The following is a 20,292-nucleotide window of genomic DNA, read 5'->3' on the forward strand; positions in this document are numbered from 1 at the left end:
GAATGAAAAATTGTGTCGAGAACTTTATCAGGTTATTTATTTAGTTTGAAACAACATTGCATCAAACTTTATTCAAGATTCAAAGTAACAGATATTTAGTTTAAACTGAACACTGAACACTGAACACTGAACACTGAACACTGAACACTCATTCCCTCCCAATAATATCATCCAATTTTATACCCAAAAATAACATTTCATGGAAAACGGGAAATATGGCGCCACTTTCAGTTGTTGTCCAATCGTTCCAGGAAGCTTCTAATCCGCCAATAGGCAGGATGTCTACCCACATTCTGAATTTTACAGGTTTGTTGTTGGTATCCAAAATCCACAAATACGAATCGCCAGGCGTTGTGCCACCAGATGTGTAAGTCACCAAAAGCGCGTCTTGATTATTTTTCCACTTAACCAAACGTCTTTCCGTTCCAGGATCAAATATTTTATAAGGAGCTACTAACCAAAACGAATCGTTATTAAAATAAGTAAGTGCTGTTTCTATATGTTCAGCGGCTTGCTCACCTTTTACTTCAAAATTATGGACGTAGGCTTTGCTTAAACTTGGATTATCTAAATTTAGATCAACTTTGTAATCTTTCCAATGCACAAGGCAGGTGTTCTCATCTTTTTTCCATTTATAATGGTGTTTGTTTTTAAACGTCCATTCAATATAATTAGTTTCTAAATAGGCCTCATGATTTAATGCTTTTAGCATATTATAAGCCAATGCTTCAGCTTGAGGGCCTTGTTTTCCATTGGGTAAGTCTTCATTGTATTTAAAATAAACGAAACCAAAAAAGAGTAAACTGGGTAAGGTGAAAAAGATTATAACGCCAACTACTATTTTAAGGATTTTTTTCGTTTTCATAAACAATTATTTTAAGCACAATGATATGTGTTTGGCGAGTATTTTAGCCGCTTTAGAATCATTTCTGAACCATAATTCGGGTTCTATAAGTTCTAATTCGGATACAGCTAATTGATTTGTGTTATCAGTAAATATATCAACTCTGGCGTAAATAGGCAATTCTGGACAGGCTTTTGTTGCGTTTATAGCGAAGGCTATTTCCGTTTCAGTCGGTGCGTATGGAATTACGCTTCCGCCAAAATCATCTTGAACACGAAAATCGCCAGCCTTGGCTTGTTTTAAAACAGCATGACTGTATTCACCATTAAAAACGATAAGAGACATTTCGCCTTGCGTAACAATGTTATGTTGAAACGGTTGAAGCATCATAGATTCTTGTTGAATTAACTCCGTAAAAATAGCTTCATGTTCTGCAATATTATGTGGTGTTAGTCTATATGTATGTCTTCCTGCTCCTGAAACACATGGTTTTAAAACGGTTTCTTGCCAATTTAATTGTTGGTGTAATTCAGTGAGGGTTGATTGGGTTCCTGTTTCAATAAAAAAGGATTTGGCAACATGAATGCCATTGGCTTTTAATTCTAATAAGTAGTGTTTGTCTATATTCCAACGGATTATTTTCTCGGAATTTAACAACCGCGTTTTTGTTGAAACCATAGCTAACCATTTTGAAAATTCAGAAAAGCGATCAAAATAATCCCAAGTCGTTCTAAAAAGTACTGCTTTGGTGTCAGACCAATTGAAATTAAGATCATCCCAAGCTAAGCGGGTGACTTTTAAGTTTTCAGCTTGTAAGGCTTCTTGTACCAAAAAATCTTCATAAAACACGTTGTGTTTGTAGGTGTTAGTTTCAGAATCTTCTAAATACCGGTTGTCTGTAAGTATGACTATGTCAAAAGTTTTCATATATAAAAAAATTAAAATCCAACAGCTGTATCGTCTCCTCTGTGGTCTGCGCCACCTTCTAATGTCTTATCATCAAGCACCAAAATACCATCTACTTTCCCAATTACCGGTGAGCGTGTTTCATTAATGGTGTAGCCTTTAGCAATTAATTGTTTCATGATTTCCGTATCAAAACCATTGGGTTCCATTCTAATATAATCTGGTAACCATTGGTGGTGAAAACGGGGCGCATCTACGGCGTCTTGCATGGACATATTAAATTCTTCAACATTTAATATGGTTTGCAAAACCGATGTGATAATTGTAGAACCTCCAGGAGTTCCTAAAGTCATAAATAGTTTTCCGTTTTTTTCCACAATAGTTGGCGTCATAGAGCTTAACATGCGTTTTTCTGGCACAATACTATTGGCTTCCGCACCCGTTAAACCAAACATATTTGGCACGCCTGATTTGCTGCTAAAATCGTCCATTTCATTATTCAAGAAAAACCCAAGTTCCGAACAAAATAAATAGGAACCATAGGTGCCATTCAAGGTGGTCGTTACGGCAATGGCATTTCCAAACTGATCAACTATAGAATAATGTGTGGTTTCATCACTTTCAATAAACGTTATATTACCATGAGAAACATTACTAGACAGCGTTGCTTTTTCAAATGAAAAATCGCTCATACGTTTTTGAAGGTAGTCATCACTCAATAAAGTTTTAGTGGGAATATCCACAAAATCGGGATCGCCTAAATAATAATTTCTATCGGCATAGGCACGACGTTCTGCTTCCGCAAGTACTTGAATGGTTTTTAGGGAATTATGACCAAATTCTTTTAGATTATAAGGTTCAATCATTTTCATAATTTGAGCCAAGCAAATACCTCCACTTGAAGGCGGTGCCATGGAAATAACGTTAATGTCTTTATATTTAAAAGCAACTGGTTCGCGCCATTTGGCTTCATATTTAGCCAAATCTTCTAATGTGATGATGCCACCTTTTTCCGATAGATAGTCCACTAGAATTTGAGCCGTTTCACCTTTATAAAATTCATCTTTACCATTAAAGGCGATGCGTTCAAGTGTTTTTGCGAGTTGTTTGTTTTTTACTTTGTCGCCCGCTTTGGTGTTTTTTGAATATAAAATTTCTTTGCCATTAACAGCTCTAAAAATACTATCGTAATTATTAATGCCATTTTGCTGTTTTTCCGTTAATGCATAGCCGTTTTTAGCCAAGTCAATCACCGGTTGTAAAATGTCTTTTACTGATAATTTACCAAATTTCCGTTGTGCTTCAAAAACACCTGCCACCGTGCCAGGAACGCCAACAGCCATTTCGCCTATGATACTTTTGTTTGGAATAACGTTTCCTAAAGAATCTAGATACATATTTTTTGTGGCCGCTAGAGGTGCTTTTTCGCGATAATCTAATGCGCCAGTTTCGCCAGAATGTAATCGGTAAACCATGAAACCACCACCTCCTAAATTACCAGCGGAAGGGAAGCAAACGGCCAGTGCCATTTCAGTTGCCATCATAGCATCAAATACGTTGCCTCCTTTTTCTAAAATATCGCTACCAATTTTCGAGGCTTCTTTTCTGGCAGACACCACCATGGCGTTTTGCGTTATTAACCCACGATTCTGAATTTTTTCTAATGTTTCTGGATTGTTTTTACAAGACCAAATAACTGAAATAACAAGTAGGAGTATTAAACGGTTCATCATCATATTATATAATTGTATTGGAAAGGATTTGTAATTTTTCAGCAGCAAAAACGCGTAATTCTTCAAAGAACAGGGTGAATTCTTCTTCAAACTCATCGTAATATTTAAGGAGTTCGTGTGTAGCTTCGTTCATTTTAGATTTGTATTTCGTGCGTCTATTCATACCATCTAAAACGCTTTGGATACCTTCAATTTCTGCATAGCTTAACAACCAATTACCAGATATCATAAAGGGTAGCAGGTGTTGTGTTCGCTCTGGTAAAATATCAAAATTATCTTGTAATAATGAATAAAATCTTTGAGCATAATCGTCTAAAGGTTCGTTAGAATAGTGCGCCCAGTTTTTAGCCAAAAAATGATCGTATAAAATATCTACAATCACACCACTGTAATGACTGTAATTTTCGTGGAGCCTTTTCGTGCTCTGTCTTACAATAGGATGGGCATCTGTAAAAGTGTCAATTTCCCGATGTAATAAAATACCAATTTGGATTTCACGTGGATACTTTTTGTACTGTTTACCGCGAATACCATCAGCCATAAAATTTCCTATGGATACATTTTTATGATTGAAAGAAAGATAAATATGTGCTAAAAAGTTCATGTTTCGAATTTACAAATTCATAGGAAAGAAAACGCATAGAAAACTTATATTTGTTGAAAATAAACATAAAAATATGACACTTATAAAATCTATTTCAGGAATCAGAGGAACCATTGGTGGCGCCGTAGGCGACAATTTAACGCCAATTGACGCGGTGAAATTTGCTTCTGCTTACGGAGTTTGGTTAAAAGGACAATATAAAAAAGAAAATTATCGGGTAGTGGTTGGTCGTGATGCGCGAATTTCAGGCGAAATGATTCAGAATTTAGTCATGAACACACTTGTCGGGTTGGGAATTCATGTTATTGATTTAGGCCTTTCTACCACGCCAACGGTTGAGGTTGCTGTACCAATGGAACATGCTGATGGTGGCATTATTTTAACAGCCAGCCATAATCCAAAAGAATGGAATGCTTTAAAGCTTTTGAATAATAAAGGTGAATTTTTAAATGGCGAAGAAGGTGCTAAAATTCTTGCTATTGCTGAAAGTGATACCATGAGTTTTGCTGATGTAGATAGTTTGGGGAAAATAACAAAAAATGATGCTTACATCGATTTGCATATTGACGCCGTTTTAGATTTAAAATTGGTTAACAAATCGGCCATAGAAAAAGCGAATTTTAAAGTAGTGGTAGATGGTGTAAATTCTACAGGAGGAATAGCCATTCCATTATTACTAGAACGTTTAGGTGTAGAATGTGTTAAATTGTATTGTGAGCCAACGGGTCATTTCCCTCATAATCCAGAACCTTTAAAGGAGCATTTAACTGATTTATCTGAAGCTGTGGTTAAAGAACATGCAGATTTTGGAATTGTGGTTGATCCAGATGTGGATCGGTTAGCCTTTATAGACGAAAACGGTAATATGTTTGGGGAAGAATATACATTAGTAGCTTGTGCAGATTATGTGTTACGTGCAACACCTGGAAATACCGTTAGTAATATGAGCTCCACTCGTGCCTTGCGGGATGTTACCGAACAACATGGTGGAACCTACGAAGCCAGTGCCGTAGGTGAAGTGAATGTCGTGGCGTTAATGAAGAAAAACAATGCTGTTATTGGCGGCGAAGGAAATGGTGGAATTATATACCCAGAATCTCATTATGGGCGTGACGCCTTGGTTGGTGTAGCCTTGTTTTTAAGTTTGCTGGCAGATAAAAAAATGTCAGTCAGTGCTTTGCGTGCTAGTTATCCGAATTATTTTATGAGTAAAAAGAAAATAGCCTTAACACCAGAATTAGATGTGGATGCTATTTTAAAAGCCATGGAGGCAAAATATAGCCATGAACGTGTTACGACAATTGACGGGGTGAAAATTGATTTTGAAGATAGTTGGGTGCATTTACGTAAAAGTAATACCGAACCTATTATTCGTGTATATACGGAAGCACCATCACAGGAAGCGGCTGATGCACTCGCTGATAAAGTTATAGCAGAAATTAAGGCTGTCGCTAATAATTAGTACCTTTGCCATTTAATTTATACGCATGATTACTACAAAAACATCTTCAGACATTCAAACGGATTTAGAAACCTATTTTGGTCAGTTTAGAAAGCACATTATTGGTGTGGATCAAACCTTTAAATCGCCTTACGGTTCTCAAAAGATTATCTATACGGATTGGACTGCGTCTGGCCGTTTATACCAACCGATTGAAGAGCGAATCAGTCATGTTTTTGGACCTTATGTTGCCAATACACACACAGAAACCACAGTTTCAGGAACCGCTATGACGAAAGCCTACCATGAAGCCAGGCATATTATTAAAGCCCATGTTAATGCGCATGATGATGATGTGCTAATTGTTTCAGGTAATGGCATGACAGGGGTCGTGAATAAATTTCAGCGTATTTTAGGGTTAAAAGTTCCTGAAAATTTAAAGAAACACACTGTTGTTCCGGAGGACCTGTGTCCTGTAATTTTTGTTTCGCATATGGAACATCATTCTAATCAAACGACGTGGTTGGAAACCATTGCTAAAGTGGTGGTTATTCCGCCAGCAGAAGATGGGTTGTTTAGTTTGGAGAATTTAGAAAAAGCATTGATAGCGCATCAAGCTTGTACCATTAAAATAGCCTCTGTTATTGGTGGTTCAAATGTAACCGGTATTCAAAATCCACATCATGATATTGCGCAAATGATGCATAAACATGGCGGCGTTTGTTTTGTAGATTTTGCCTGTTCAGCACCTTATGTGTCTATGGATATGCATCCCGAAGATGAAACCAAGGCTTTGGATGCCGTATTCTTTTCACCACACAAATTTTTAGGAGGACCCGGTTCTTCAGGTGTCCTTATTTTTAATAAGAAATTGTATAAAAATATGATCCCGGATTGTCCAGGAGGCGGAACTGTTAGTTGGACAAATCCTTGGGGAGAACATAAATATATTGATAATATTGAAGATCGTGAGGATGGTGGAACACCCGGTTTTTTACAAGCCATAAAAACAGCCCTTGCTATTAAATTAAAAGAGCAAATGGGTGTTGACAATATGCTAGAACGCGAGCATGAGATTCTAAAAGTTGTTTTTAAGGAATTAGGAGCGCTTCCAAATTTACACATTCTTGCGGGTCAGCATGAAGATCGTTTGGGTGTAATTTCTTTTTATATCGATAACTTACATTTCAATTTAGGTGTGAAATTATTGAATGATAAATTTGGTGTGCAAACACGAGGTGGCTGCAGTTGTGCGGGGACGTACGGACACTTTTTACTGCATGTAGATCAAAAAACATCTCATGAATTGACACAGGAAATATCATTAGGTGAATTAACGCGTAAACCAGGTTGGATACGTATGTCTATTCATCCTACAACTACCAATGCCGAAGTGCAGTTTGTATGCGATAGCATTAAAGCACTAGCCAAAAACCATGTAGCTTGGGCTGTTGATTATGAGTATAATAAAAGGAATAACGAGTTTGTCCATAAGTCGTTATTAGATTCTGAAACCGATGACATAGATACCATGGTTTCTAGTTGGTTCCAATTATCTTAACAGGACTTAAGACTTGTATTCTGCAGGAACTTTATCACGATGTTTCCAACGTTTATGTGTCCATAAATAATATTCTGGGGCTTCGTTAATTTGGGCTTCAACTAAATCCAAGAACCTATCGGTGATTTCGTAATTTGGATAATCATTTGGATGATACGCCAGGGATTTAAACGAGGTTTCATAATATCCACGTTTTAATTTCTTAACACCAAAGAATACCACAGACATATCGAGCTTTTTCGCTAACATTTCGGCTCCTGTATGGACCGGAACCGTAATACCCATAAATTCATTCCAATGGAATGCTTTTTCTGCTTTAGGTGATTGATCTGAAACAAAACCACAAATGGTTATTTTCCCTTCGCGTTTAGATTGCATTAAAACAGGAATACTTTCCTTGGTGGTAATCAAGTGGCTGTTATACTTTGCACGAATACGTTTTACAAGTCTATCAAAATATTTATTGGCCAGGCGTTTGTAAATCGCGTAACCTTTGTTACTCATATAGGTTTGAAGGATAAAAATCCATTCCCAACTCCCATAATGCGCACACATAAGTGCAATACTTCTATTTTCGCTTTCCAGTTTTTGAATGAGTTCTACATTGGAAAAGGTAAAACGTTTTTTCATTTGGGCTTCAGAAATGGTCATAGATTTAATAGACTCCATAACCATATCACACAAATGGTGGTAGAATTTTTTCCGAATACGGTTTAATTCAGCATCTGATTTATGGGGAAATGCCAGTTTCAAGTTTTCTTTAACCACTTTTTTTCGGTAGCCAATAATGTGGTAGATTACAACAAATAAACCATCGGAAACCGCGTATAATAATCGGAAGGGTAAGATGGAAACCAACCATAAAATGGGATAAATGAGAATATAAGCAAGAAGTTGCATGAAATAATTTTAGATTTGCAATTACAAAGATATGTTATATTCTTTTTAAACGTTTAAAATTTATGGGTGATTTAAGTATAGTAACCATGGTAATTATTGCTGCCAACGCGTTAATATCATTTAAAGGGTTTAGTGATTATTCCTTTTTTGAACAATACAAATTTAATGTAGGCGCTATTATCAGAGGTGAAAAAATACGCATGTTAACATCTGGCTTTTTACATGTGGACACGGCGCATTTATTTTTTAATATGTTTTCCTTATACTTTTTTGCCGATGTGGTAATTGCTTATTTAGGAAGCTTTCAATTTTTAATTGTTTATTTAGGGAGCTTGTTGTTAGGGAATTTACTGTCCTTATATTTTCATAAAAATGAATACCATTACTCTGCTGTAGGTGCTAGTGGCGCTGTTATGGGGATTATTTATTCAGCTATACTTCTACAACCAGGTATGAGTTTATATCTATTTTTTATACCTATTCCTATTCCGGCTTATATTTTTGGTATTGGCTATTTATTGTATTCCATTTATGGGATGAAAAACAGAGTGGGTAATATTGGTCATGATGCACATTTTGGAGGTGCTATTGGTGGTTATGTAATTACCTTAATTTTGGCGACTTGGTTATTTGAAAAGAATTTACTGATGATTGGCTTATTAGCATTGCCTATTATTTTGTTGTTTGTTTTAAAGAAATTAGGAAAAATATAAGCATAAAAAAACCTTTCAAAACTGAAAGGCTTTAGTATCTATTTATAAAGAAATTCTTAATCTAAAAGCTCGGCCATTTTAGCTTCTAAAGCGGAGCCTCTTAAATTTTTAGCAATTATCTTTCCATCAGCATCTAAAATATAGGTAGCTGGAATAGATTGAATATTATATTGTTTAGCGACAGGATCGTTAAAATATTGCAAGTTGGAAACTTGGTGCCATGTTAAACCATCCTTTTCAATAGCTGCTAACCATTCACCTTTAGCATCTTTTTGTCTTGGCGTACCATCTAAAGACACACCTATAATTTCAAGACCTTTTTCGTGATACTTTTCGTAAACCTTAACGACATTAGGGTTTTCTCTTCTACAAGGCGCACACCAAGCGGCCCAGAAATCAATGATAGTTACTTTTCCTCTAATGTCCTTTAAAGCAATCATTTCGCCATCTGGATCAGGGGCTGTAAATTCAGGCGCCATGCTTCCGATAGCTGTAGCCATAGCACTTGATAGCATTTCATTAATACTTTTACCAATGCGGCTGTTTTTAACAGATTCGGTAAAATTATCATACAATGGTTTAGCTTCCGCAGGCTCTATATTTTTAGTCATTAGCATGTTTTCTAAAATAGCAGCACTTGTTACGACATCATTATTTTTTTTAATTAGATCTCTGTTTTCTTGATTTGCCGCATCAACTAACATTTTAAATTTTTCTTGTATGGCTGTCATTTTTAAAGAATCACCTGCTTTTTGTGCTGCCATGAACTCTTGCCCCATAGATTGATTTTTAGCTCTAATGGGATTTGATATATTTTTAAACTGATTAAAAATATCATTTTCATGACTTCCTGAAACTACAGATGACTGCAAGCTATCTTTGTAAAATTCAATGGTCATATCTTTATTTTCCAATATAAGGGGCATGCCGCTTGGGGTTCCATCAATAGTTAAAATAAAAATATCGGGCGCGTCCACTGAACCGGAAAAGGTAACTTTACCATCTTTTACAACCGAAGAATCTGAAATCGTGATGTTTTTTGGGTCCGCATTTCGAAGAATTATTGTTTTTCCGTCCATTGATTTGTCAATAGAACCAGTAAGTACATAACCTGCTTTCGTTTCTTCATTCTTACAAGAAGCTACAAGAATAATGAATGACAGTAGTATGAATTTTTTAATCATTTTCAATATTTTTTAGTTTGTGCAAATATAGTGGATTGTTAAAAAATATTTGTTAAGAATTCACTAATATCTATATACGTGTTTTCTGTGGTGATTTTAGTACTTTTGTAGCATGAATCAAAACGATACAATTGTTGCGCTTGCTACGCCTTCGGGAGCTGGTGCTATTGCGGTTATTAGGCTTTCGGGTGCCCATGCTATTGCCATTGCCGATAGCTGTTTTCAATCGGTTTCGAAATCGAAAACACTGTCTCATCAGAAAACCCACACCATTCATTTAGGCCATATTGTTGATGATAACCGGGACATTGATGAGGTTTTAGTATCTGTTTTTAAAAACCCCAATTCCTATACAGGTGAAAATGTGGTAGAAATATCCTGCCATGGCTCTAATTACATCCAGCAACAAATTATCCAGTTATTTTTACGAAAAGGTTGCAGAATGGCGGATGCTGGCGAGTTTACTTTGCGTGCGTTTTTAAACGGGAAACTAGACTTAAGTCAGGCGGAAGCGGTAGCCGATTTAATTTCGAGTGATAATGAAGCATCTCACCAAATTGCCATGCAGCAAATGCGTGGTGGTTTTTCAAGTGAAATTGCCAAGCTACGTGAAGAGCTTTTAAACTTTGCCTCGTTAATAGAATTGGAACTGGATTTTGCGGAAGAAGATGTGGAATTTGCCGATAGAACCCAATTTAAGGAACTGATAGCGCGTATTACCTTTGTATTGAAACGCTTAATAGATTCGTTTGCGGTTGGAAACGTGATTAAAAACGGGATTCCCGTTGCTATTGTTGGCGAACCCAATGTTGGAAAATCTACCCTGCTAAATGCTTTATTAAATGAAGAACGTGCTATTGTTAGTGAAATAGCTGGAACCACGCGGGATACTATTGAAGACGAAATAAGTATTGGCGGTATGGGTTTTCGCTTTATTGATACCGCAGGAATTCGTGATACCAAAGATGTTGTAGAAAGCATTGGAATTAAAAAAACCTTTGAAAAAATAGAACAAGCACAAGTGGTTATTTACTTATTTGATGCTGGAGAATTTAAGCATCAAGGTGATAAACTTCAAGTGGAGTTGGAGAAAATTAAAAATAAGTATCCATTAAAGCCATTGCTTGTTATTGCCAATAAGATTGATAAGATTGACGATATGGATTTGGCGGAACTCCAACAGGCCATTCCAAACGTACAGCTGTTATCTGCAAAAAGTGGCTTTGGTGTGGAACAGCTAACCAATGCCTTATTGAATTTGGTGAATACAGGTGCCTTACGGAATAATGAAACTATTATTACCAATACGAGACATTATGATGCCTTACTAAAAGCGTTTGAAGAAATTCAGAAAGTTAAATACGGTTTGGATTCCGGATTGTCTGGCGATTTAATGGCTATTGATATTCGGGAAGCTTTATACCACTTTGGACTGATTACCGGAAGTGTGACTAATGATGAATTGTTAGGTAATATTTTTGCTAATTTCTGTATCGGGAAATAGCGTATTTAATTCCAAATTCCAAATGTCAGGTGATATTAGTTGCTTTAAAAGCATGAGCACTATTGGTTATTTCTTATTAAACGGATCATAAGGTTTTAGTTTATAAATGGTATTTTTGAATCCTAACAATTATTACCTAACAATTTTAGCTTATGGCGTATCAAGATGTGTTTATTCTTTTTTGGAATCAAGTAACCGAAAGTATTCAAGAAGAACGCTTTGCTAAATTAACCATGGCAAAAACCGTTGGTAAACCAAATTTGAAAAACATTTTTGTCAGACCCATTTACGCCAAGGATGACTTTAAGGTGTTGGTGAAATTGCGCTATGCTTCCAAAGAAACGGAAGATGTTGAAAAAACATATTCTATAGAAGAAGCGTTTGAGATTGTAAAACAGCATCTAAAAGCGTCCTTTTTAACCGTGCTTTTGTTTACCACCACGAAAGATGTCACTTTTAAAATTAATAAGAAAGGTGCTGGCAGTATTACCGAAAACGCACCTACGTTTCGGGATATAACCCAAGCTAAAACGGATGCTTAAATTACATAATAATAGCTATAAATTAATTGGTCTTTGAAATGGTAAAGGACTTTAAAAACCTTATTAAGCACGGTTAACATATATTTTATTGAATTTCTGTTTCATGTCTATATTACCAAGCATGACTATTTCCGCACCATGTGGCAGTATTGTTTTTGCAGATAATAAGGTTACCACTTCATCGTTTTCTTTTATGGCAATAACAGATAGTCCCGTTTTAGCGCCTATGCCGGATTCAGCAAGGGTTTTACCTTCTAATGACTTTGGAATGGCAATAATAAATAGGGTGAAACCTTCACCCAAAACGGTTAATTCTTGACCTTTAGAAATAGATAAAACCGCTTCTGATCCCAATGTTGAGTAACTCAATACAAAATCGGCGCCTGCTTTTTGCATAATATCAATATTCCGCGCTTCTGAGATACGGCTCACGATTCGGACGTCCATATTTAATTGACGACAATAGGAGGCTAAATAAATATTCATAGTATCGTCATGGGTGGTGAGTAATACCGAAGGTGCTTTTAAAACGCCGGCTTTTTTTAATAGTTGATAATCTGCAGCATCACCAATAAATACCTCATTGCAAAATGGACTTACTTTTTTGCATATTTCTGGATCCTTATCAATTACATTTACTAAAACACCATTTTTATGTAATGATTGTGCGGCTGCCAACCCAACCTTGCCTGCTCCAATGAGTAGTACAGGATTGGGATTTACATTATAATCTAAAAACAGCTCGTCAATTTTATTAAGTTGTTCTTTGTTACCAATAATTACAAGCACGCTTTCGTGTGTTAATATTTCATCTCCTTTTATAGGTTGCAATCTCCCGCGTTCCCAAATGCCTACAATGCTTACACCGAATTTTTGTCTTAAGCCTATCTCGCCAATAATTTTAGAAACTAAAGGTGTATTGTGGATGGGCAATTCAGCAATTAACAGATCTTCATATTGTCCGATGGCATGAGATTCCGCATGCTGGGTGTTAACCCTATTGGCTAATTGTTCGCCTAGCCATTTTTTTACGGGTAGTACATGGTCCGCGCCACTTAGTTGTTGTACATCCACAGAATCTATATCCGTAGCTATAGCCACAATAGGTATATTAGGCGCCAAGTCTCTAATAGTCAGTATTATTTTGGTGTTTAAAATATCATTTCTATTGACTAATATCATTTTCGCGTCCTTAATGTTGGCATCCATAAAGGTTTTCTCGTCATCCAATGCTCCAAATAGCACGGCAACACGATCGTCATGATTTTTTATGGCTTTTTCTAGATTGCTTTCAATTACAAAATAAGGAATGGTATCCTGCTTAAGGCGCTCGATGAGGTCTCTAGCAATAATGTCATAAGAACATATTAAGATATGATCCTTTGTTCCAGTAGGTACTTGACGCAAAACTTTATTATTCTTTTTGGACTCTAACAGCGGAATATAGAAGTGTCTAATAAATGCGAATGGTAACACAATCATTAACATGAAAATACCAGAAAGCAAAACAACAATACTAAAAAGACGACCAAGGTCGGAGGCAAAGGTAATGTCTCCAAATCCAAGCGTGCTCATAACCGTAAGTGTCCAATAAAAACCGGTTATCCAGGAATGATCTTGGCCTTCAAAAGCCATGATAAAATGGAAGAGGAGTGAATAAGCTATAATGACAATTGCTAAAAGCACTAGATATTTAAAAAGAACCTTGGAGTTATTTTTAAAATCCCTGTCGTTCATATAAAAGGCTAACTGACTGCCGATAAATTTCATATTCTTTATGTTTAAAATAAGTTTGCTTTAAATCCTTAAACCCCATCGTTTATGGAATGGTTTATTACATCTTGAAGCGTATTTCAAAGATAGCATTCTAATTATGCAAAGTTGCGTCTTTTCCGTAAAAAAGGGCGAGCAATTGCTATGCTTTCAAACACGTTTGATGTTCAATTTATAACTGTAAATGAGAGAATAGAACAAGGGTTCGTGGTAATTTGCTTGTATGGTGCTGGGTAGTTTGGGGTTCAAGTTTCAAGGTTTAGGGTTTGGAGTTCAAGGTTTATGGTTCACGGTTGTGAGTTGAAGTGCTACGACGCTACATTTTTTCAGATACGTGTTTAGGTTGCTATAAGCTTGTTTTAATCATTATTTAAGCATATTATAACCACGCTATAACCTTTATTTTTAATTTGTTATCTTTATTGGAGTGAAAGGTGAAGAGTGAAAAATGAAGAGTGAAGAGTGAAAAGTGATGAGTGAAGAGTGAAAAGTGAAAAGTGAAGAGTGAAGAGTGAAGAGTGAAAAGTGAAAAGTGAAAAGTGAAAAGTGAAGAGTGAAAAGTGAAGAGTGAAGAGTGAAAAGTGAAGAGTGAAAAGTGAAGAGTGAAAAGTGAAAAGTGAAAAGTGAAAAGGTGATTGCTGATTAGAAAGGTTATTCTGTTGTAATTCATTTAAAATTGACATATTATGGCAAAGCAAAAAGGTATTATTCCATTGGTTGGGACGATTGGTGGGATTAATTTTTATTATTTGAATGGGAAACCTGTGGCGCGTGTTGCAGGTGGCGGGTTTAATGGCTCGGCTATAAAAACCAAAGCTAGTATGCGGCGGGTACGTGAAAATGGAAGCGAGTTTGGACATTGTTCACGCGTAAATAAAGCCTATCGTATGGCGTTACGGCCGTTTTATACCCAGCATAAGTTTACGTTTTTTCATAGCCGGTTGATGACCATGTTTACCCAGTTGAAAACTTTGGACACTATTCATGCGCGTGGTGAACGCCGCGTTGCAAACGGTTTAACGACGGATTTGGGCAAGCAATTGCTTCAAGATTTTAACTATACACCTGATTGTGTGGTGCAACAGGTATTGCCTTTTGCGTCTTCTATGGATTGGGCTACTCATACATTAGCATTTCCTAAATTTAATATGACGCAGGTGTCTTTTATTCCGGGTGCTACCCATATTGCCTTGCAGTTTGGTTTTTTGGATTTTAATTTTGAAAGGTTAGATTCTGCCTTACACTTGGCAACACCTTTGGTTTTGGCTAAAGATTTTACTGGCACTTCTTTAAGTTTGACACCTAACAGCGTGCCGAGTGGTTTGGGTTTGCAGTTGGCTGTACTTGGTGTACGGTATTACCAAGAGGTTGATGGACTGATGTACTTACTACATGCCACTAATGGCGTTGGGATTGGTGTTTTGGGTGTTAACGGGTAGTGTTGTTTGTTGTTTGTTGTGGAGGTGTTGAGTTGTGGAGTTGGGAGTTGTGGAGTTGGGAATTGAAGGCTTGTAGCGTTGCAGCTTTCGACGTGGTGATGAGGGCTTAAAGTTGCCAATTATAACGGTTTTAAAGATTGCTGGTTGGCGGGGTTTACGTTTTTGGTTTTTGGTTTATGGGGTTTTGGTGTTTTATTCTAAATATTTAGTTATTATTCCGGTATTCCGTAAGGCTATTGTTTATAAATGTTGGATTTTGGGAGTTTTTAGGCGTGATGTTCTTCTGTTTTTATTGGAGATTTTCAGAGTAGCAAGGTTAAAGTGTATTGTATTTACAAAGTTTTATTTTAATTATTTAGTTGTTATTCTGCTACGCCATTAAACGAAAAAGATGTATTTTGTAAACTTATGTCATATTCTAATTATACTAAATGTCTGTAAAGGTCAACCAAAACCCAGAACAAATTGCAAGGGATAAAATCGACGCCATGTTGCGAGAAGCTGGATGGGTTGTTCATTCTAAAAACAAAGTTGACTTATCAGCCAATCGCGGCATTGCCATTCGCGAATACCAAACAGATGTTGGTCCTGCGGATTATGTATTATTTGTTGACCGAAAACCTGTTGGTATCATTGAAGCCAAACGTGAAGATGAAGGGCATAGACTTACCGTGGTTGAGGACCAGTCCGTGAATTATGCCAATGCTAAATTAAAATATTTAGATAACGATCCCTTGCCATTTGTTTATGAAAGCACTGGAACGCTAACACGATTTACAGATTATAGAGACCCCAAACCAAGAGGTCGGCTTGTATTTTGGTTTCATAAACCAGAAACCATTGCAGAATGGCTAAAAAAAGGGCAACCTCTTCGAGAAAGATTGTTATCAATTCCTGCTTTAGACGAATCAGGATTGCGTCCTGCTCAAATTGTAGCTATTAACAATCTGGAGCACTCTTTCAAAAAGAATAGACCAAAAGCCTTAATTCAAATGGCTACTGGAGCTGGAAAAACATTTACAGCAGCAACATTTGTGTATCGTTTGCTAAAACACGCAGATGCAAAACGTGTTTTGTTTTTGGTGGACACCAAAAACCTTGGAGAACAAGCAGAACAGGAATTTATGACCTTTCAGCCAAATGACGATAATCGAAAATTTACAGAATTGTACAATGTTCAGCGTTTATCTTCAAGTTATATAGCTTCTGATAGTCAGGTGTGTATTTCAACCATACAACGTCTCTATTCTATTCTAAAAGGAGAAGAACTAGACGAAAGTGCTGAATTAGAAAATCCTAATGAGAACTCTTGGTTACAAAATAAAATGTCTAAAAACAAAGCGGTTCCTGTGGAGTACACACCAAAAGTACCCAATGAACAATTTGATTTTATAGTCATTGATGAAGCGCACCGTTCCATTTATAATTTATGGAAACAAGTACTAGATTATTTTGATGCTTTTCTTATTGGTTTAACGGCAACACCAGATAAAAGAACCTTCGGTTTTTTTAATGAAAATGTAGTGAGCCAATATACTTATGAAGAATCTGTAACAGATGGCGTCAATGTTCCTTATGATGTGTATACGATTGAAACGGAAATTTCTCAAAATGGCGAAACCATAAAAGCAGGCTGGTTTGTTGACAGACGAGATAAACTAACACGAAAAAAACGCTGGCAACAAGAAGATGAAGACACCGAATACAAACGCAACGATTTAGATAAAAAAGTTGTCAATCCAAGTCAAATTAGAAATATAATTCGTGAATACAAAAAGGCTCTAAAAACTACTATTTATCCAAATCGTATTGACGAAAATGGTGAATACGAAGTGCCAAAAACATTAGTATTTGCAAAAACAGATAGTCACGCAGACGATATTATAAAAATAATTCGCGAAGAATTTGACGAAGGCAATGACTTTTGCAAAAAAGTAACCTACAAAATTGAAGAAGACCCAAAATCGATATTGAACCGCTTTAGAAATTCTTATTATCCAAGAATTGCTGTTACAGTTGATATGATTGCCACAGGAACAGACGTAAAACCTTTAGAAGTTTTATTGTTTATGAGAGATGTAAAAAGCATCAACTATTTTGAACAAATGAAAGGTCGTGGAACACGAACGATTAATAGCGATTCTTTACAACTCGTAACAAAAACAGCCAAAACCAAAACACATTTTGTTATTGTAGATGCTGTTGGCGCCACAAAATCTAAAAAAACGGACAGCAGACCTTTAGAACGCAAACCTTCTGTGCCAATGAAAGATTTATTGGGAGCAATAACCATGGGAGTTGCAGACGAAGATTTATTTTTGTCTTTAGCCAACCGCTTAATTCGTTTAGAAAAACAAATTACAGACAAGGAAAAAGACAAATTATTGGAGTTTTCTGGAGGTAAAAACTTAAAACAAATTACCAAAGAATTAATTACTGCTTTCGACCAAGACGACATTGAAACCAAGGCACAAATTGAAATTGACAAAATTCCTGTTCAAGACCACACACCAGCTTTAATTGAAGAAGCTAAAAAGAAAGCACAAGAACAATTGATTTTAGAAGCTAGTAAAACTTTTAACGGAGATTTAAATGGTTATTTAGATAATGTACGCAAACAACACGAACAAATTATTGATAGCGTAAACATAGATACGGTTACAAAAAGCGAATGGGAAACCACTTCTGTAGATAAAGCAACCGAAATTGTAAACCATTTTACTGAATATTTAGAAGCCAACAAAGACGAAATTAAAGCCTTGAGCATCTTTTACAATCAACCTTTTAACCGTAGGGACATCACCTTTAAAATGATAAAAGACGTGATGGAGAAACTACAATTAGAAAAACCTTTATTAGCACCAGATTATGTTTGGGATGCTTATGCAACATTGGAAGACGTAAAAAGTAAACAGCCCAAAGACGAATTAACTGCGTTGGTATCTTTAATTAGACGAGCTTGCGGCATAGACAGCGAATTAAAAGCATACGACACTACAATTGAGGCTAATTTTAATAAATGGATTTTTAAACAACACACAGGACAACATAACCGCTTTTCGCAAGAACAATTAGATTGGTTACGAATGATAAAAGACCACGTAGTGAGCAGTTACCATATAGAAATAGACGATTTAGATTACACACCTTTTGATGCCAAAGGCGGAAAAGGGAAAATGCACCAATTATTTGGTAACCAAATGAATGACATTATTAATGAACTCAATGAAGTACTAGCAGCGTAAATGTCTGAACCTTGATTTTTAGGATTATTAGATTACTTGATTTTTGATGAATGGAACATAAAGAATTGACACATACAATTATTGGAGCTGCAATGGAAGTGCACAAAACTTTGGGCAATGGTTTTCAGGAAGTCATCTACCAGCGAGCTTTGGCTATTGAGTTAAGTGATAGAAATATTAATTTTAGTCGAGAGCATAATATGTCTATACAGTACAAGGGTCACGATATTGGTACTAGAAGAGTTGATTTTTTTGTAGAAGACATCATTATGGTAGAAATTAAAGCAATTATCAACCTCGAAGATGTACATTTGGCTCAAGCGATGAACTATGTAGAAGCTTATAATTTAGAAATAGGGCTTTTGATAAATTTTGGTGCAAAATCGCTTCAATTTAAAAGAGTACACAATAACAATAAGAAGTCTTAAACCTTGAATTTTTTAGGATTAGAAGATTACCTGATTAAAAATAAATACCAGCAATAGTGATAACCACACCGAACATAAAAAATCAAGAAATCAAGAAAATCGAGCCAAATCAAGGTTCAGACAGTATGCGAGAAGATTGGATAGAATGTACTTTAGATAAACTAATTGACGATGACGGATTATTTAAAGATGGTGATTGGGTTGAGAAGAAAGACCAAGACCCAAATGGACAGGTCAGATTAATACAACTCGCAGATATAGGAGATGGGAACTTCAGAGATAAATCTTCTAAATACTTAAATTTAAAAAGGGCAAAAGAAATGAATTGTTCCTTTTTAATGCAAGGAGATATATTAATTGCTAGAATGCCTGAACCATTAGGGAGATGTACATTTTTTCCTTTTGATGAAGAAGAAAAATTTATAACAGCTGTTGATGTTGCTATATTAAGACCAAAAAATAAATCTATTTACAATAGTTTTCTATTACATCAGATTAATAGTCCAAGTATTAGAAATAAAATAGATAAATTAAAAAGTGGTACAACTAGAAAACGTATATCTCGAAAAAACTTGAATAAAATAAATTTTAGTTTTCCTTCTTTAGTCGAACAAAAAGCCATTGTCAAAAAAATAGAAGAATTATTTAGCAGTTTAGATAGTGGCATTGCAGACCTTAAAAAAGCACAAGACCAATTGGTAATATATAGACAAGCGGTGTTAAAAAAGGCTTTTGAGGGGGAATGGAAATCTACAACAGTTGGAGAATTATTTGATTTTGTTGGTGGAGGAACACCAAGCAAAAGGGAAAAAGAATATTGGAATGGGAATATACCTTGGGCATCAGTAAAAGATATTAAGGGAGATTATCTGTTAAAAACACAAGACTTCATTACTGAAAAAGGCTTAAATAATAGTTCTGCTAATATTGCTTTAAAAGGTGAAATTATATTAATTACGAGAATTTCTCCAGGAAAAAGTTTAATTACAACAATTGATACTGCAGTAAATCAAGATTTAAAAGTAGTTAAGCCAAAAGTTGAAATGTACAATAAGTACATTCATTATTTATTTAAATCTATTGAACGCGTTTGCATTAAGTTATCTAGTGGAACTACAGTAAAAGGTATAAACTTGCCAAATTTGAAATCCATTGAAATTCCAATTATTGAACCTGTTGAACAACACCAAATCGTCCAAGAGATAGAAAGCCGTTTATCGGTTTGTGACAAAGTAGAAAAAGATATTGCAGACAGTTTAGAAAAAGCCCAAGCCTTACGCCAAAGTATTTTGAAGAAAGCTTTTGAGGGTACATTGTTAAGTGCAGCAGAAATTAAAGAATGTAAAGAACATAAGGAGTATGAGCCTGCTAGTGTGTTGTTGGAGAGGATTAGAGAGGAAAAGAAGAAAAAATAGCAACTGTCGCAAAATAGGCGATAGTTCAAAAAACTATAACTTGTGCAACTATGGCACAAG

Annotated in this window: 16 protein-coding genes; 9 read left to right on the forward strand and 7 right to left on the reverse strand. The window is 35.8% G+C overall.

Annotated elements, in window-relative coordinates:
* Nucleotides 1–148: 148 nt before the first annotated feature.
* The 4 genes from GMA17_RS02855 to GMA17_RS02870 are packed head-to-tail and all read right to left on the reverse strand — an operon-like array spanning nt 149 to nt 4,087.
* Nucleotides 149–865 (reverse strand): hypothetical protein, encoded by a 717-nt coding sequence (locus tag GMA17_RS02855; RefSeq protein WP_248398937.1) that lies wholly within the window; start codon nt 863–865, stop codon nt 149–151.
* A 6-nt stretch (nt 866–871) separates the two neighbouring features.
* Nucleotides 872–1,771, reverse strand: coding sequence for a RimK family alpha-L-glutamate ligase (locus GMA17_RS02860; RefSeq protein WP_248398939.1), 900 nt, complete (start codon nt 1,769–1,771; stop codon nt 872–874).
* A gap of 11 nt (nt 1,772–1,782) precedes the next feature.
* Nucleotides 1,783–3,480: a gamma-glutamyltransferase gene (ggt, locus tag GMA17_RS02865; RefSeq protein ID WP_248400608.1), complete on the reverse strand. Its 1,698-nt coding sequence runs from the start codon at nt 3,478–3,480 to the stop codon at nt 1,783–1,785.
* A 7-nt stretch (nt 3,481–3,487) separates the two neighbouring features.
* Nucleotides 3,488–4,087, reverse strand: a complete 600-nt coding sequence (locus GMA17_RS02870) for an ACP phosphodiesterase (RefSeq protein WP_248398942.1) — start codon at nt 4,085–4,087, stop codon at nt 3,488–3,490.
* A gap of 73 nt (nt 4,088–4,160) precedes the next feature.
* On the opposite strand from GMA17_RS02870, the gene glmM reads away from it, so the two are divergent.
* Nucleotides 4,161–5,549 carry a phosphoglucosamine mutase gene (glmM, locus tag GMA17_RS02875; RefSeq protein WP_248398944.1) on the forward strand — a complete coding sequence of 463 codons (1,389 nt, stop codon included), beginning with the start codon at nt 4,161–4,163 and terminating at the stop codon, nt 5,547–5,549.
* Nucleotides 5,550–5,574: 25 nt separating this feature from the next.
* Nucleotides 5,575–7,089 carry an aminotransferase class V-fold PLP-dependent enzyme gene (locus GMA17_RS02880; RefSeq protein ID WP_248398946.1) on the forward strand — a complete coding sequence of 505 codons (1,515 nt, stop codon included), beginning with the start codon at nt 5,575–5,577 and terminating at the stop codon, nt 7,087–7,089.
* Between the two features lie 6 nt (nt 7,090–7,095).
* Here the strand turns inward: GMA17_RS02880 and GMA17_RS02885 are convergent, their stop codons facing one another.
* On the reverse strand, nt 7,096–7,989 hold the full coding sequence (locus GMA17_RS02885) for a lysophospholipid acyltransferase family protein (protein WP_248398948.1): 894 nt from the start codon (nt 7,987–7,989) through the stop codon (nt 7,096–7,098).
* Between the two features lie 62 nt (nt 7,990–8,051).
* Here GMA17_RS02885 and GMA17_RS02890 point away from each other — a divergent pair, with 62 nt between their 5' ends.
* Complete coding sequence (locus GMA17_RS02890) at nt 8,052–8,702, forward strand: rhomboid family intramembrane serine protease (RefSeq protein ID WP_248398950.1); 651 nt, start codon at nt 8,052–8,054, stop codon at nt 8,700–8,702.
* 56 nt (nt 8,703–8,758) lie between these two features.
* On the opposite strand, the gene GMA17_RS02895 is transcribed toward GMA17_RS02890, so the two are convergent.
* Nucleotides 8,759–9,886 carry a TlpA disulfide reductase family protein gene (locus GMA17_RS02895; protein WP_248398952.1) on the reverse strand — a complete coding sequence of 376 codons (1,128 nt, stop codon included), beginning with the start codon at nt 9,884–9,886 and terminating at the stop codon, nt 8,759–8,761.
* A gap of 112 nt (nt 9,887–9,998) precedes the next feature.
* Between GMA17_RS02895 and mnmE the strand changes: the two genes are divergently transcribed.
* Nucleotides 9,999–11,390: a tRNA uridine-5-carboxymethylaminomethyl(34) synthesis GTPase MnmE gene (gene mnmE / locus GMA17_RS02900; protein ID WP_248398954.1), complete on the forward strand. Its 1,392-nt coding sequence runs from the start codon at nt 9,999–10,001 to the stop codon at nt 11,388–11,390.
* A 152-nt stretch (nt 11,391–11,542) separates the two neighbouring features.
* Complete coding sequence (locus tag GMA17_RS02905) at nt 11,543–11,932, forward strand: hypothetical protein (RefSeq protein WP_248398956.1); 390 nt, start codon at nt 11,543–11,545, stop codon at nt 11,930–11,932.
* A gap of 63 nt (nt 11,933–11,995) precedes the next feature.
* Here the strand turns inward: GMA17_RS02905 and GMA17_RS02910 are convergent, their stop codons facing one another.
* On the reverse strand, nt 11,996–13,702 hold the full coding sequence (locus GMA17_RS02910; protein WP_248398959.1) for a TrkA family potassium uptake protein: 1,707 nt from the start codon (nt 13,700–13,702) through the stop codon (nt 11,996–11,998).
* A 689-nt stretch (nt 13,703–14,391) separates the two neighbouring features.
* Here GMA17_RS02910 and GMA17_RS02915 point away from each other — a divergent pair.
* The 4 genes from GMA17_RS02915 to GMA17_RS02930 all read left to right on the forward strand — a co-directional run bounded on the left by GMA17_RS02915 (nt 14,392) and on the right by GMA17_RS02930 (nt 20,232).
* Nucleotides 14,392–15,144, forward strand: a complete 753-nt coding sequence (locus tag GMA17_RS02915; protein ID WP_248398961.1) for a hypothetical protein — start codon at nt 14,392–14,394, stop codon at nt 15,142–15,144.
* A 431-nt stretch (nt 15,145–15,575) separates the two neighbouring features.
* Nucleotides 15,576–18,389: a DEAD/DEAH box helicase family protein gene (locus GMA17_RS02920; protein WP_248398963.1), complete on the forward strand. Its 2,814-nt coding sequence runs from the start codon at nt 15,576–15,578 to the stop codon at nt 18,387–18,389.
* A gap of 50 nt (nt 18,390–18,439) precedes the next feature.
* On the forward strand, nt 18,440–18,817 hold the full coding sequence (locus GMA17_RS02925; RefSeq protein WP_248398965.1) for a GxxExxY protein: 378 nt from the start codon (nt 18,440–18,442) through the stop codon (nt 18,815–18,817).
* 56 nt (nt 18,818–18,873) lie between these two features.
* The gene (locus tag GMA17_RS02930) at nt 18,874–20,232 is read left to right on the forward strand and encodes a restriction endonuclease subunit S (protein ID WP_248398967.1); all 1,359 of its coding nucleotides are present in this window, start codon (nt 18,874–18,876) and stop codon (nt 20,230–20,232) included.
* Nucleotides 20,233–20,292 lie beyond the last annotated feature (60 nt).

This window comes from Bizionia sp. M204 (genome assembly GCF_023205095.1).
GTDB classification, from domain to species: Bacteria; Bacteroidota; Bacteroidia; order Flavobacteriales; family Flavobacteriaceae; genus Algorimicrobium; species Algorimicrobium hallyeonense.